Below are 12,970 nucleotides of genomic sequence, written 5' to 3'. Positions count from 1 at the left end.
TCACTGGCCTCGATGGCGTCAATATCGCATCTGGATCAGCCAGGTCGCCACCATCGCCGGCCGCTCCGCGCCCTCGACCTGCAGCTCGACCTGCCAGAAACACCGCACCTCCCCCGGCCGCACGTCCTCGATCCGCTGCAGCGCGAAGGTGCCACGCAGCCGCGAGCCGGCCGGCACCGCGCCGGTGAAGCGGACGCGGTCGAAGCCGTAGTTCAGCGACAGCTTGCGATTGGGGAAGCGGTAGCACTGCCCGAACGCGGCGGTGACCATCGACAGCGTCAGCAGCCCGTGGGCGATCGTGCAGCCATACGGCGATTCGGCCGCCGCGCGCACCGGGTCGACGTGGATCCACTGCCGGTCGTGCGTCAGTTCGGCGAACGTATCGATGGTGCGCTGATCGAGCGTGAAATAGCCGCTGACCGCGGCCGGCGCGCCGACCGCCGCGCGCAGTTCGTCCAGCGATCCGATGGTCTGCATGACGTCAGTCCGCCTTCAGGTCCATGGGTCAGATCACGCCCTTGGCGCGCAGCGAGTCGAGTCGCGCGTCGTCGAAGCCGAGCTTGTCGCGCAGCACCGCCTCGGTATGCTCGCCCAGCGTCGGCGCGGCGCGTTCGTACTGGATCGGCGTGGCCGACAGCCGGATCGGATTGGCCAGCCCCGGGGCCTGCACGCCTGCGCCATGGGGCAGCGACAGCTGCATGCCGCGATGGCGCACCTGCTCGTCCTCGAACACCTGCTGCATGTTGTAGATCGGCCCGCACGGCACGTTGGCCGCCTCCATGCGTTCCACCCACTCGGTCATCGTGCGCGTCAGCATCGCTTCGGCGATCTGCGGAATCAGCGCGTCGCGGTTGCGGTTGCGTTGGCCGGCGGAGGTGAAGCGCGGGTCCGTGGCGAGTTCCGGGCGGCCGATCACCTCGCACAGCGCGCGGTATTGCGCATCGTTGCCGACCGCGACGATGACGTCGCCCTCGCGGCAGCGGAACACCTGGTACGGCACCATGTTCGAATGCGCGTTGCCCATCCGCTGCGGGATCTTGCCGGACAGGAAGTAGTTGATCGCCTGGTAGGAGTTGATGGTCACCACGCAGTCGAGCAGCGCCATGTCGATGTACTGCCCTTCGCCGCTGACATTGCGATGCTCCAGCGCCGCCAGGATTGCGGTGCTCGCATACATGCCCGTCAGCAGGTCCGTGATGGCGATGCCCGATTTGATCGGCCCGCCGCCGGGCTCGCCGTCCGGCAGGCCGGTGATGCTCATCAGCCCGCCCATGCCCTGGAACACGAAGTCGTAGCCGGGCAGCGCGGCATAGGGGCCGGACTGGCCGAAGCCGGTGATCGAGCAGTAGACCAGGCGCGGATTGAGCGCGCGCAGGTCGTCGTAGCCCAGGCCGTAGCGCGCCAGCGTGCCGACCTTGTAGTTCTCCACCACCACATCGGCCTCGCGCGCCAGCTCGCGGATGATCTGCTGACCCTCGGGCGCGGCCAGATCGACGGTAATGGACTTCTTGCCGCGATTGGCGCTGAGGAAATACGAGGAATCGGCGGTTTCCCGACCCTCCGCGTCCTTCAGGAACGGCGGGCCCCAGGCACGCGTATCGTCGCCGACGCGCGGACGCTCGACCTTGATGACTTCGGCGCCCATGTCGGCGAGGTTCTGCGTCGCCCAGGGGCCGGCCAGAATGCGGGTCAGGTCCAGAACCTTGATATGTGCCAGTGCGCCTTTCACCGGTGGTCTCCTGTGGCTGCGATTGCGCTGCGATTGCGCTGCGATTGCGCTGCGATCGGGGATGCGAATGCGGCAAGCGTAGTGAAGGCGTACGCGCGGCGTCCAATATCGAATCGCCATCGATTGATAGCGATCGTTTATCGCAGTGGGCCCGTAGGAGCGCCGAGATGGGCGACGCAGCGATAAGTTTTGTATATCGCCTCGCGCCGAATTCATATTGGACACGCCGCGGAAGTGTCTCTTAGCCTTGCGCTCGAGCCTCGCAGCCATGACGGGGCGCCGACTGGAGAGAGACATGCTGATGACCCGCCCGGGCCGGCTGCTGGCCGCCGCCCTCTGCCTCGCCGCGCTTTCGCTGAGCGTTGCCGCGCCGGCGCGAGCCGACTACCCGAACCGGCCGATCCGTCTCGTCGTGTCGTTTCCGCCGGGCAGCGGCACCGATTCCACCGCCCGCTACGTGGCCCGCAAGCTCGAGGAAAAGACCGGCCAGTCGGTGGTGGTCGAGAACCGGCCCGGCGGCAACAGCTTCATCGCGGTGCAGACCGTGACCCGCGCCGAGCCTGACGGCTACACGCTGCTGCTGGCCAGCAATTCGCCGGTGGCGACCAATGTCGCGATGTTCCGCCAGCTGCCCTACGATCCGGTCGTGGAACTGGCGCCGATCGCACGGCTCGGCGTGGGCGCGATGGCGCTGGTGGTCAATCCGGCCTCACCGTTCCATACGGTGGCCGAACTGGTCGCGCATGCCCGCCAGCAGCCGGGCAAGCTCAATTACGGCGCCGGCAGCGCGTCCTATCAGATCGCGACGGAACTGTTCCTGACGCAGGGGCAAATCAAGGCCAACCACGTCCCCTACAAGGGCGCGGCGCCGGCGCTGACCGACGTCGCCGCGGGCCAGGTCGATTTCGCCTTCGCCGACTATGGCGCGGTGCTGCCGCTGCTGCAGGCGGGCAAGCTGCGGCTGCTGGCCGTGACCAGCGAAAAACGGCTGGCCACGCAGCCGAATACGCCTACGCTGCAGGAGAGCGGTTTCCCCGGCTATTTCATGGTCAACTGGACCGCGGCCTTCGCGCCGGCGAAGACGCCGCGCCCGGTGGTCGAGAAGCTGGAGAAGCTGCTGCTGGAAATCAACGCCGCGCCGGAGACCGCCGAGTTCTTCGCCCGCACCAACTGGGATGTCTTCACCGGCAACGCCGCCGAGCTGCGGCGCTTCCAGCTGGCGGAGATCCGCAAATGGTCGGACGCGGCGACGCGGGCCGGCATTCCGAAGCAATAGCGCGGACCGACAACGACACCAACACCGACGACGACAACCACGGCGACGGCGACCGCCGGCGGCAACCCACCGAACGAGGACGACCATGAGCCAGTTCCTGGACTATGCGCAGCAGGGTCATATCGTGACCCTTACCCTGAACGAGCCCGCACGCCGCAATCCGCTGACCGGCAACACCGCGGTGGCCGAACTGGTGGCAGCGGTGGACCGCATCGATGGCGACGACTCGGTGCGCGCGGTGATCCTGACCGGCGCCGGCACCGTGTTCTCGACCGGCGGCGACATCCGCGACATGGAGCGCCAGGCGTCGGGCACGGTGCCCGGCATGGAGATCCGGCGCGACTATCGCCGCGGCATCCAGCGGCTGCCGCTGGCGCTGTTCAATCTGGAGGTGCCGGTGATTGCCGCGGTCAACGGCCCGGCCATGGGCGCCGGACTGGACCTGGCCTGCATGTGCGATCTGCGCATTGCATCCGAGACCGCGCAATTCGCCGAGAGCTTCGTGCGGCTGGGCATCATTCCCGGCGATGGCGGCGCCTGGCTGCTGCCGCGCATCGTCGGCCTGTCGCGCGCCGCCGAAATGATCTTCACCGGCCTGCCGATCGATGCCGCGCGGGCGCTGGAATGGAACCTGGTATCCCAGGTGGTGCCGGCCGACCAGTTGCTGCCGACCGCGATGCGGCTGGCCGAGGCGATTGCCGCCAATCCGCCGCAAGCGGTGCGCCTGGCCAAACGGCTGCTGCGCGAGGGGATGCACACGCGGCTCGACACGCTGCTGGAAATGTCCGCGACCTTCCAGGCGATGTGCCACCAGACCGAGGAGCACCGGCAGGCGGTGACGGCCTTCCTCGAGAAACGGAAACCGGCGTCCCGAAGCTGAGCGGCGGGCGCGGCAGCGGCGATCGGTAAGATGTGGGCTTCGCCACTCCCCGCGCGCCGCCCTGCCCCATGGATTTCCGACGCATCCGGCATTTCGTCGTTCTCGCGGAAACGCTGAACTTTCGCCGCGCCGCCGAACGGCTGCATATCGCGCAGCCCGCGCTGACCGTTTCGATCCAGAAACTGGAACAGGAACTGGAAACGCAATTGTTCGTGCGCGAGACGCGCGGTGTCACGCTGACGCCGAGCGGCCATGCGGCGCTCGCCGAGGCGCGGCGCATCCTGTTCCATGCCGGCCATTTCCGCGAGGCCGCGCACGCCGCGGCCAGCGGCATGGGTGGGACGCTGCGTATCGGTTTCGTCGGCTCCACCACCTATCACCTGCTGCCGCAACTGGTGTCGCACTTTCGTGCCGAGTATCCCGCGGTGGAACTGACGCTGAAGGAGGCCACCTCGGCGTCGATCGTCAAACAGCTCGAGGACGAGGCGCTGGACGTCGGCCTGGTGCGCATCCCGCTGCTGCAGGCCGGCAGGATCACGCTGGCTCCGCTGGAGCACGACTGCTTCGTCGCCGCGCTGCCGCGCCATCATCCGCTGGCCGGGCACCGATCGCTGTCGCTGTCCGAGCTGGCCGGCGAACGGTTCGTGATGTACGCGCGCGAGGAAGCCTCGGGGCTGCACGCGGCGGCGATGACGGCCTGCCAGCTGGGCGGCTTCCAGCCCCGCATCGCGCAGATCGCGACGCAGATCCAGACCGTGATGGCGCTGGTGGAGAGCGGGCTTGGCATCGCACTGGTGCCGTCGATCATGCATCGCTTCGCCAACGAGCGGCTGGTGTGTATTCCGGTGGACGACATGCCCGGTGCCGCAGCCATCGGGCTGGCACTGGCCTATTGCGACGAAACCGAGACCCCGGCGGGACGGCACTTCCGCCAGGTCGCGCAGTCCGCCTTTCCCGTCGGAGGGGCGGCCGAGGCGCCATCGTCGCGCTGACGTTCGCGCGGCACGGCACGCCGGAGACGGCGTGCTACATTGCCCTCGTATCGCGGACCGAAACCCATACTGGCATGGATTCCCGCCACATACCGGCACACATACCCGCATACATACCCGCACACAGGCACCGATGAAGACGCTGCTGATCGTCTACCACACGATGACCGGAGGCACGCAGCAGATGGCCGAAGCCGCGGCCAACGCCGCGCGGACGCAGCCGGACGTCGAGGTCAGGCTGCTGCGCGCCACCGAGGCGCAACCCGACGATGTGCTGAAGGCCGACGGCTATCTGTTCGCGACGCCGGAGAACCTGGCCGCGATGTCAGGGTTGATGAAGGACTTCTTCGACCGCTGCTATTACCCGGTGCTCGACCGCGTCAATGGCCGCCCCTATGCCGCGATGATCTGCGCCGGCAGCGACGGCCAGAACGCGCTGCGCCAGCTCGACCGCATCGCCACCGGCTGGCGTTTGCGCTCCGTGGCGCCCGGGCTGATCGTCTGCACGCATGCGCAGACGCCGGAGCGCATCCTGGCACCGAAGCAGATCGGCGCCGACGACCTGGCGCGCTGCGCGGAACTCGGCGAAGGCCTCGCCGGCGGGCTGGCGCTGGGGGTGTTCTGAAGAACGACTCCGGCTCGGGTTTCAGAGGAGGTCGGCTTTCACGCGGCGTACTTGCGTTGCGATCTGAGCCATGCGCCGCGCCTGCGCTTGCACAAATTCCGCAATGCGCCGCACGAGTTCACGCTCCTGCCCAACATAGGTATCCGATTCCGCGAGCCTCGGCGCAAGATTGGTCGCCGCCTGGGCCATCCGGGTCATTTCCCGCTGCAACAGGGACGCCTTGACGCCGATGCGGCTGCCGAAGTCCGCCATCGCGAACGGCGTCAGCGCTTCCAGCTGGAATTCGTCGCCATACGCGATGGCCAGCTCCTGCTCCACCGCATCGCCATAGACACCCACAGACACCAGGTCGTACAGCGGTGCCGGGCTGATGCCCTTCGCGCTGACAAAAAACGAGATGTTCTTGCCGTGCGCGTCGCAGTTGCCAAGCAGGACATTGAGCAGCGCCCAGCGCAACATGAACGCGCGCGCCATGGCCGGCACGGCGAAAAAACGGTTCAGGGCAAACAGCTTCTCGAAACTGGCTCCATCCCGGACATGCATAACGTCCTTCGTGCTGCCGAAGTTGCGCTCGTATTTGTAGCCCACGGGCAGGTCCATCGCCTGGCACCCGTCGATGACGTGCAACCGTCGCACATCCCGTACCGTCTCTCCGTCGGCGGCATCCCATGTCACGACGCGATCGAAACGCTGTATCAGCAGTATCGGCGCAGGAATCCGCCATATCTGCACGGGTGCAACGGGCAGGCCCATCTCGGCGGCGAGCCTCATGCAATAGTGTTCGTTCGCGACCAGGCTCTCCCACTTCGCATTGATGGACTCCGGCTTCAGGATATGGGTAGAACTGAGTCGGCCGTCCGCCAGCGCAATGCGGTCCCCTTCCACCAGCACCTGCAATTTGTCCTGGAATCCGGCGACTGAGAGCCTGACCCTGCCATCCCAGACAGGAAAGGGCACATCGCGATTGCGATCGGCGATGCGCTGATTCAGTTCTTCCCGCGAGATCTGGCGTTTTTCCGGCATGAACGCGGTGTGCTGCTCTGCCGGGTCCGGGGAGGGCTCGTCCTCCGGCACGAAGCTCAACGCGCCAACCGGCTCCTTGCCGAGCAAGCGGATCAGGGCGAAGGTATTCGACTTCGCGATGTGATGATGCGCAGCGGCGACCTCCAGCGCCCTGCCCTCGGGCAGCAGATTGGCGAGAAAACGCGCGACCGTATCGGGATCGCTTGGCTCCCCACGCAGGGGCAGGTGCGGGGAAAGCGGAAATCGATCGTTGCGGCGAAGCCAGCCTGGGTCGTACGCGAACGCGTAACGGCCAGCCAGGCCTTGGCGGGGCTCGTAAGTCAGGCGGCCCACGGTCGCCTGCTGCGAAACCACGCGGAGTGAGTAAGTCATGCGCTGCCTTTGTCAGTGGAATTTGCGGCGCGCTCGGCCAGCTGCTCCTCGACCAGCAAGGCGTCGCCCTTGGGAACGACAAGCATCTTCAGGCCCAAACCGTCCAGCACCTTCATCAGGCTGTCCAGGCTGACGGACCTGCCGTTCTCCAGACGGGACAGCAGGTCCTTCGACACCCCCAGCAAATCGGCCGCATCGTCGATTCGCAACTGACCCCGTGCGCGCTGGCTGCGCACCAGCGAACCGAGCGAGTCAAGAGTTTCCACGACCGGGCTTAGGGACTCGTCGGGCAGAGGTAGTTTTCTCACCATGATTAACGTTCCGTTGCCGTGCAGACCACACATAGGCGCGCCGTCACCATTTCATAGTTCCGACATTCACGGAACAATATGGTCCGATGTGTAAAATATAGCACATTGTTCCACAATTACAAGGAATAATGAGCCAGATGATCTCGGATATTTCTTAGTTCCTGATTTTACGGAAGTAAGGCGACAGGACCGGAACTCGCACCCATTGTTCCTGATCCATCGGAACAATAAAGCGACATTGGGGAGCCATCAGACCGATCGGTACCAACCGCGCACTTCTGCGGTCACGGCAATACGCGCTGCTTTTCAACCCGGCGGTGACTTGCGCTCCAGCACCCCCCGCACGGCCGCCGCCACCCGATGCGGATTGCCCTTTCGCCAAACGAGATGCAGTTCGACATCGAGCCCGACCTGGTCGTCGATCGGCCGAAAGCGCACGCCGGCATAGCCGAGGCGCCATGCCGACTGGGGCACCAGCGCGACGCCCATGCCGGCGTCGACCAGCGACAGGATCGAATGCGTATGGCTGAGCGTCTGCACCGTGTCGGGCGCCACGCCCTCGGCGCGCAGCCGGCCGGCGACGATCTCGTACAGATAACGCGATTCGGAGCGGCAGAACTCGATGAAGGGCTGGCCTTCGAGCGCGGACAGCGGCAGGCGCTCGGCCTGCAGCAGCGGATGCCCGACCGGCGCTGCCAGCACGAAGGGCTCGCGCAGCAGCGGCGCCGATTCGACGAAGCTGCGCGGCGCAAACGGGCGCACCAGGCCCAGTTCGATGCGATCGGCGGCGATTGCCTCGAGCTGCGCGTCGGTCTGCATTTCGCGCAGCGACACGTGGACCTCCGGCAGGCTCGCGCGGATCGCGCCCAGCAATTGCGGCAGCAGCGCGAAGCTCGCTGCCGGGATGAACCCCATCGATACGCTACCGGCATCGGCGCGCATGGCCCGGCGCGCGGCCAGCTTGGCCGCCTGGCTGCGCCGCAGGATGTCCTCGGCCTCGCGCAGGAAGATCGCGCCCGCCGGCGTCAGGCGAACCCCGCCGCCCGAGCGGTCCAGCAATTGCACCCCGACCTCATGTTCGAGCAGCTGGATATGCCGCGTCAGCGGCGGCTGCGTCATGTTCAGCAAGGCCGCGGCCCGGCCGAAATGCAATTCGGTCGCGACGGCCACGAAGCTGCGCAGATGGGATAGCTGGAACACGATTCAAATCTTGAATTGGGTAATCGCCAGTTTGGATTGGACGGCAGCAGCGGGGGCTTTCTACAGTAGCGCCTCTCATGTCCATTCCATCAGGAGTTCAAGTGGCGACTTTCGAAGGTTCCGCGCTGCGCGAGGCGCTCAATGGCATTTCCGGAATCCTGGTCACGCCGTTCGACGCGAATGATACCGTCTCGCCCGGACCGCTTTCGGCCGTGGTCGACCGGGCCGTCGGCGCCGGCGTGCATGTGCTGGTCGCCAATGGCAATACCAGCGAGTTCTACGGCCTGCGGGAGCAGGAGGCGGTGCGCATGGTCCATGTCGCCGCCGAATACGTGGCCGGCCGGGTGCCGCTGCTGGCCGGCGTCGGACGCAGCGTCCACGAAGCCTGCGCGCTGGCCCGCGCCTCCCGCGAAGCCGGCGCCGACGCGCTGATGGTCCATCAGCCGCCCGATCCCTTTGTCGCGCCGCGCGGCGTGGTCGCCTATGTGCAGAAGATCGCCGAGGCCGGCCAGGGCCTGCCGCTGGTGCTCTATCTGCGCAACGACAACATCGGCCTGGCCGCCATCGAAGCGCTGTGCCGCATTCCCGAAGTCATCGGCGTCAAGTGGGCCTCGCCAACGCCGATGATGCTGGCCGAAGCGATCCGCCGCACCGCCGACCGCGGGCTGGCCTGGGTCGGCGGACTGGCCGAGGTCTGGGCGCCGCCCTTCTATGCGGTCGGCGCACGCGGCTTTACCTCCGGCCTGATCAACGTGATGCCCGAGCGTTCGGTGGCGATCCACCGCGCGCTGGAAGACGGCAACCATGCGCTGGCGATGCGCCTGATCGGCGAGATGCTGCCCTTCGAGGATCTGCGCGCCCAGGAAAACAACGGCACCAACGTCACGGTCGTCAAGGCAGCGCTGCGGCTGATGGGCAACGACTGCGGCGCCGCACGGCCGCCCTCGGCGTGGCCGCTGACCGAGGCCCAGCAGCGCCGCCTGCACGAGCTGATGTCCGGCTGGGGGCTCGCACGCTGATTTCATCGCGGGCGACTGCCCGCTGCGCAGTGAGGGGACGTGCCACGTCCCACTACAAGAAACTTCATTGGAGACTATCGATGCCATTTCGTCGCACCCTGCTTGCCTTCTGCGCCTTTGCCTCGCTGACCGGCGGCGCGCTCGCGGAAACCTATCCCGCCCGTCCCATCACCATCGTCATCGGCTCCAGCCCCGGCAGCGCCACTGACGGCCTGGCCCGCGCCCTGGGCAACGAGGTGACCCGGCTGACCGGACAGGCCGTGGTGATCGAGAACCGCGCCGGCGCGATGGGCGGCATCGCGGCCCAGACCGTTGCGCGTGCCAAGCCCGACGGCTATACGCTGTTCATCACGACCAACACCACGCAGGCCGCCAATCCGCATCTGCTGAAGAAGCTGCCCTACGACCCGATCAAGGATTTCACGCCCGTCTCGATGCTGACCAAGGGCTACCAGCTGCTGGTCGTCAATCAGAACGTCAAGGCCAACAGCGTCGCCGAGCTGATCGCCCTGGCGAAGAAGGAGCCGGGCAAGCTGACCTACGGTTCGGGCAGTTCGTCGGCACGCGTCGCCGCCGAACTGTTCCAGCAGATGAGCGGCACCGAGATGACCCACGTCCCGTACAAGGCCAATCCGCCTGCGGTGGTGGACCTGGTCGCGGGCCAGACCGACCTGATGATCGTCGACCTGCCGGCCAGCCTGCCGCAGGTGCGCTCCGGCAAGCTGCGGGTGCTGGGCTTCAGCGGTCCCAAGCGCTCGGCACTGGTGCCCAATGTGCCGACCATCGCCGACACGCTGCCCCGCTATGAGGCCGGCTACTGGAACGCGCTCTATGCGCCCGCCAATACCCCGCAGCCGGTGGTGCAACGCCTGAGCGAACTGGTCCATCGCGCGCTGGCCACGCCGAGCGTGCGGCAGGTCGTCGAGCAGAGCGGCCAGGAAATCGCGCTGTCGAGCGCCGAGGAGCTGGGCCGCTTCCAGCTCGCCGAACTCGACCGCTGGGGCCGCATCATCCGCACCGCCGGCATCGAGAAGGAATGATCGCCGTCGTTCCCGCGCCGGCGGGAATCCAGCGTCTGCGCAAGCCGCTGGGTTCCCGTCTTCGCCGGGGCGACGTCGATGCCGCAGCGCCGATCCGTTGAACAAGGAAGCTACCGTGAAATCGCACTACATCGCCGGCGAATGGGTCGCCGGCAACGACAGCAGCGCCAACGTCAATCCGTCCGATGTGTCGGACATCATCGACCACTACGCGCAGGGCGATGCCGCCCTAGTCGACCAGGCGGTCCGCGCCGCGCGGCAGGCCTTCGGCAAGTGGTCGCTGTCGACGCCGCAGCAGCGCTTCGATGTGCTCGATTTCGTCGGTAACGAGCTGCTGCAGCGCCGCGCCGAGCTGGGCGACCTGCTGGCGCGCGAGGAAGGCAAGACGCTGCCCGAGGCGACCGGCGAGGTGGTGCGCGCCGCGCAGATCTTCAAGTTCTTCGCTGGCGAGGCGCTGCGTACCGCGGGCGAGGTGCTGCCGTCCGTGCGCCCCGGCATCGGTGTCGAGATCACGCGCGAGCCGATCGGCGTGGTCGCGCTGATCGCGCCGTGGAACTTCCCGATCGCGATTCCCGCGTGGAAGATCGCCCCGGCGCTGGCCTACGGCAATTGCGTGGTGTTCAAGCCCGCGGAGCTGGTGCCGGGTTCGAGCTGGGCGCTGGCGGAGATCCTGAGCCGCTCGGGCCTGCCGGCCGGGGCGTTCAATCTGGTGCTCGGCCGCGGACGCGATGTCGGCCAGCGGATGGTCGAACATCCGCAGGTCGACGCGATCAGCTTCACGGGCTCGGTGACCACCGGGCGCAGCATCGCCGCGCAGGCCTGCCAGCGCATGGCGAAGTTCCAGCTGGAGATGGGCGGCAAGAATCCGCTGGTGGTCACCGACGATGCCGACCTCGAGCTTGCGGTCGAAGTCGCGCTGCAGGGCTCGTTCTATTCGACCGGCCAGCGTTGCACCGCGTCGAGCCGCATCATCGTCACACAGGGCATCCACGACCGCTTCGTTGCCCGGCTCGCCGAGCGGACCGCGGCACTGGTGGTCGGCGACGCCCGCGATGCGCGCACGCAGATCGGCCCGGTGGTCGACGCGCGCCAGCTCGAACAGGACGAGCGCTACATCGCCATCGGCAAGGCCGAAGGCGCGCGGCTGGTGTGCGGCGGCGAACGGCTGTCGCTCGGCAAGGACGGCTTCTACCTGAGCCCGGCGCTGTTTGTCGAGTGCAGCAACGACATGCGGATCGCGCGCGAGGAGATCTTCGGGCCGGTGGCCGCGGTGATCGCGGCCCGCGACTACGAGGAAGCGCTGGCGCTCGCCAACGATACCGAATTCGGGTTGTCCGCCGGCATCTGCACCACCTCGCTGAAGCTGGCGACGCATTTCAAGCGCCACGCGCAGGCCGGCATGGTGATGGTCAACGCGCCGACCGCCGGCGTGGATTTCCACGTGCCGTTCGGCGGACGCAAGGGATCGAGTTATGGTCCGCGCGAACAGGGGCGGTATGCGCAGGAGTTCTATACGACGGTGAAGACGGCGTATGCGGCGGCTTGATGGCTACCCCATGGCGGCTTGACGCACCGGCCGCCCCGCTTAGAATGCGGCCATTCCACCATCAAGCGGGGCATGGCCAATGGAGTCGGTCATCGGGTTCGTGGCGCGGTTCGCGATGTACGTGCTGTTCCAGTTCGTCCTCTACTGGCCGGGCTGGCTCGTACTGAAGATCGTCACGCTGGGGCGATATCCTGCCTCGCCACTGCGGCGCGAAGCGTGGTACGAGTTCGAGCTCGTTGCGGTCGTGGGCATGCTTGCCGTCGCGGGGATCGTGATGGCCATCGCGGCGCTGGCGTAGCGGGCAATCGGCAGCCTAGAGAAAAGGATTCCGTATCGTCAGGCCGTCCTCGACGATCAGCCCGTCGTGCATGTCCTCTGTGTACAGGATCTGACATCCGCTCATGGAAGCGGTAGCGACGATGCAGGCATCGTAGAACGCGAAGCCATGCCGTTCAGCCAGTCGCCGTGCAGAGTCGTGGATATCGACTGTGAGTGGGACCACAGTGCAAAAACTTTTCACCGCGTCCACCAGGTCCGCGATCTCGTGCCAAGCCATATCCAGCTTTCGGACGCATACGCTGGTCACCTCGTTCAGCACTTGAACGCTGATCATCGGCCGCGTCCTCAGCAAGGCTTCAGAACGGTTCGCTTTCCTGGCGTCCTCCGACAGCAAATAAAGAACGACGTTGCTATCAATGAACGCGCTGCCTTTAGGTTCTCTCATTCGCCTCATCCCGACTGAACTTGAAGTCAGCTGGCAGCCTTCCACGCAGCTGTCTCACCCGCTCCAGCAACACATCGGCACCGGGCTTTTTTCGGACAGCGAAGGTCCGCGGGTCATCGACCACAATCTCGATGTCGTCACCTTCACGCAATTCGAGCGCCTCCACGACGCTGGACGGCAGACGCACAGCCAAGCTGTTACCCCACTTCGCTACCTGCATGGCTTTCTCCTTG

At 66.5% G+C, this 12,970-nt stretch carries 15 protein-coding genes; 8 read left to right on the top strand and 7 right to left on the bottom strand.

Annotated features, from left to right (window positions below):
• Positions 1-18: 18 nt before the first annotated feature.
• Together F1599_RS17215 and F1599_RS17210 are read right to left on the bottom strand one after the other, a co-directional pair.
• A complete protein-coding gene (locus F1599_RS17215; RefSeq protein WP_149316009.1) occupies positions 19-477 on the bottom strand; it encodes a MaoC family dehydratase in 459 nt (152 codons plus the stop codon).
• 28 nt (positions 478-505) lie between these two features.
• The gene (locus F1599_RS17210) at positions 506-1,729 is read right to left on the bottom strand and encodes a CaiB/BaiF CoA transferase family protein (protein ID WP_150083878.1); all 1,224 of its coding nucleotides are present in this window, start codon (positions 1,727-1,729) and stop codon (positions 506-508) included.
• A gap of 301 nt (positions 1,730-2,030) precedes the next feature.
• On the opposite strand from F1599_RS17210, the gene F1599_RS17205 reads away from it, so the two are divergent.
• The 4 genes from F1599_RS17205 (at position 2,031) to F1599_RS17190 (ending at position 5,502) form a co-directional block, all read left to right on the top strand.
• The gene (locus F1599_RS17205) at positions 2,031-3,005 is read left to right on the top strand and encodes a Bug family tripartite tricarboxylate transporter substrate binding protein (RefSeq protein WP_370639495.1); all 975 of its coding nucleotides are present in this window, start codon (positions 2,031-2,033) and stop codon (positions 3,003-3,005) included.
• 85 nt (positions 3,006-3,090) lie between these two features.
• Positions 3,091-3,885, top strand: a complete 795-nt coding sequence (locus tag F1599_RS17200; protein ID WP_149316012.1) for a crotonase/enoyl-CoA hydratase family protein — start codon at positions 3,091-3,093, stop codon at positions 3,883-3,885.
• 68 nt (positions 3,886-3,953) lie between these two features.
• Positions 3,954-4,877: a LysR family transcriptional regulator gene (locus tag F1599_RS17195; RefSeq protein ID WP_150083877.1), complete on the top strand. Its 924-nt coding sequence runs from the start codon at positions 3,954-3,956 to the stop codon at positions 4,875-4,877.
• A gap of 133 nt (positions 4,878-5,010) precedes the next feature.
• Positions 5,011-5,502: a flavodoxin family protein gene (locus tag F1599_RS17190; protein ID WP_149316014.1), complete on the top strand. Its 492-nt coding sequence runs from the start codon at positions 5,011-5,013 to the stop codon at positions 5,500-5,502.
• 21 nt (positions 5,503-5,523) lie between these two features.
• Here F1599_RS17190 and F1599_RS17185 read toward each other — a convergent pair whose 3' ends face one another.
• From F1599_RS17185 to F1599_RS17175, 3 genes are all read right to left on the bottom strand, one after another.
• Positions 5,524-6,897: a HipA domain-containing protein gene (locus F1599_RS17185; protein ID WP_150083876.1), complete on the bottom strand. Its 1,374-nt coding sequence runs from the start codon at positions 6,895-6,897 to the stop codon at positions 5,524-5,526.
• A complete protein-coding gene (locus F1599_RS17180) occupies positions 6,894-7,208 on the bottom strand; it encodes a helix-turn-helix domain-containing protein (protein ID WP_150083875.1) in 315 nt (104 codons plus the stop codon). Before F1599_RS17180 ends, F1599_RS17185 begins: the two co-directional genes overlap by 4 nt.
• A 306-nt stretch (positions 7,209-7,514) precedes the next feature.
• The gene (locus F1599_RS17175; RefSeq protein WP_150083874.1) at positions 7,515-8,408 is read right to left on the bottom strand and encodes a LysR family transcriptional regulator; all 894 of its coding nucleotides are present in this window, start codon (positions 8,406-8,408) and stop codon (positions 7,515-7,517) included.
• Positions 8,409-8,509: 101 nt separating this feature from the next.
• Between F1599_RS17175 and F1599_RS17170 the strand changes: the two genes are divergently transcribed.
• From F1599_RS17170 to F1599_RS17155, 4 genes are all read left to right on the top strand, one after another.
• Complete coding sequence (locus tag F1599_RS17170; RefSeq protein ID WP_150083873.1) at positions 8,510-9,427, top strand: dihydrodipicolinate synthase family protein; 918 nt, start codon at positions 8,510-8,512, stop codon at positions 9,425-9,427.
• Between the two features lie 80 nt (positions 9,428-9,507).
• A complete protein-coding gene (locus tag F1599_RS17165) occupies positions 9,508-10,467 on the top strand; it encodes a Bug family tripartite tricarboxylate transporter substrate binding protein (protein WP_150083872.1) in 960 nt (319 codons plus the stop codon).
• Between the two features lie 115 nt (positions 10,468-10,582).
• The gene (locus tag F1599_RS17160) at positions 10,583-12,013 is read left to right on the top strand and encodes an aldehyde dehydrogenase family protein (protein WP_150083871.1); all 1,431 of its coding nucleotides are present in this window, start codon (positions 10,583-10,585) and stop codon (positions 12,011-12,013) included.
• Positions 12,014-12,092: 79 nt separating this feature from the next.
• Positions 12,093-12,311: a hypothetical protein gene (locus F1599_RS17155; protein ID WP_223129656.1), complete on the top strand. Its 219-nt coding sequence runs from the start codon at positions 12,093-12,095 to the stop codon at positions 12,309-12,311.
• Positions 12,312-12,326: 15 nt separating this feature from the next.
• On the opposite strand, the gene F1599_RS17150 is transcribed toward F1599_RS17155, so the two are convergent.
• Positions 12,327-12,737, bottom strand: a complete 411-nt coding sequence (locus F1599_RS17150) for a PIN domain-containing protein (RefSeq protein WP_150083870.1) — start codon at positions 12,735-12,737, stop codon at positions 12,327-12,329.
• On the bottom strand, positions 12,724-12,957 hold the full coding sequence (locus tag F1599_RS17145; protein ID WP_149316020.1) for an AbrB/MazE/SpoVT family DNA-binding domain-containing protein: 234 nt from the start codon (positions 12,955-12,957) through the stop codon (positions 12,724-12,726). The genes F1599_RS17150 and F1599_RS17145 overlap by 14 nt, the downstream gene beginning before the upstream one ends.
• Positions 12,958-12,970: the final 13 nt, after the last annotated feature.

The sequence above is a fragment of the Cupriavidus cauae genome (assembly GCF_008632125.1).
GTDB lineage: Bacteria > Pseudomonadota > Gammaproteobacteria > Burkholderiales > Burkholderiaceae > Cupriavidus > Cupriavidus cauae.
This window is presented reverse-complemented; position numbering and strand designations above follow the sequence as displayed.

Coding starts and splice junctions, on each gene's coding strand:
- F1599_RS17155 (WP_223129656.1), top strand. CDS start 12,093: ATGGAGTCGGTCATCGGGTTCGTGGCGCGGTTCGCGATGTACGTGCTG.
- F1599_RS17205 (WP_370639495.1), top strand. CDS start 2,031: ATGACCCGCCCGGGCCGGCTGCTGGCCGCCGCCCTCTGCCTCGCCGCG.
- F1599_RS17180 (WP_150083875.1), bottom strand. CDS start 7,208: ATGGTGAGAAAACTACCTCTGCCCGACGAGTCCCTAAGCCCGGTCGTG.
- F1599_RS17200 (WP_149316012.1), top strand. CDS start 3,091: ATGAGCCAGTTCCTGGACTATGCGCAGCAGGGTCATATCGTGACCCTT.
- F1599_RS17145 (WP_149316020.1), bottom strand. CDS start 12,957: ATGCAGGTAGCGAAGTGGGGTAACAGCTTGGCTGTGCGTCTGCCGTCC.
- F1599_RS17195 (WP_150083877.1), top strand. CDS start 3,954: ATGGATTTCCGACGCATCCGGCATTTCGTCGTTCTCGCGGAAACGCTG.
- F1599_RS17185 (WP_150083876.1), bottom strand. CDS start 6,897: ATGACTTACTCACTCCGCGTGGTTTCGCAGCAGGCGACCGTGGGCCGC.
- F1599_RS17190 (WP_149316014.1), top strand. CDS start 5,011: ATGAAGACGCTGCTGATCGTCTACCACACGATGACCGGAGGCACGCAG.
- F1599_RS17165 (WP_150083872.1), top strand. CDS start 9,508: ATGCCATTTCGTCGCACCCTGCTTGCCTTCTGCGCCTTTGCCTCGCTG.
- F1599_RS17215 (WP_149316009.1), bottom strand. CDS start 477: ATGCAGACCATCGGATCGCTGGACGAACTGCGCGCGGCGGTCGGCGCG.
- F1599_RS17150 (WP_150083870.1), bottom strand. CDS start 12,737: ATGAGAGAACCTAAAGGCAGCGCGTTCATTGATAGCAACGTCGTTCTT.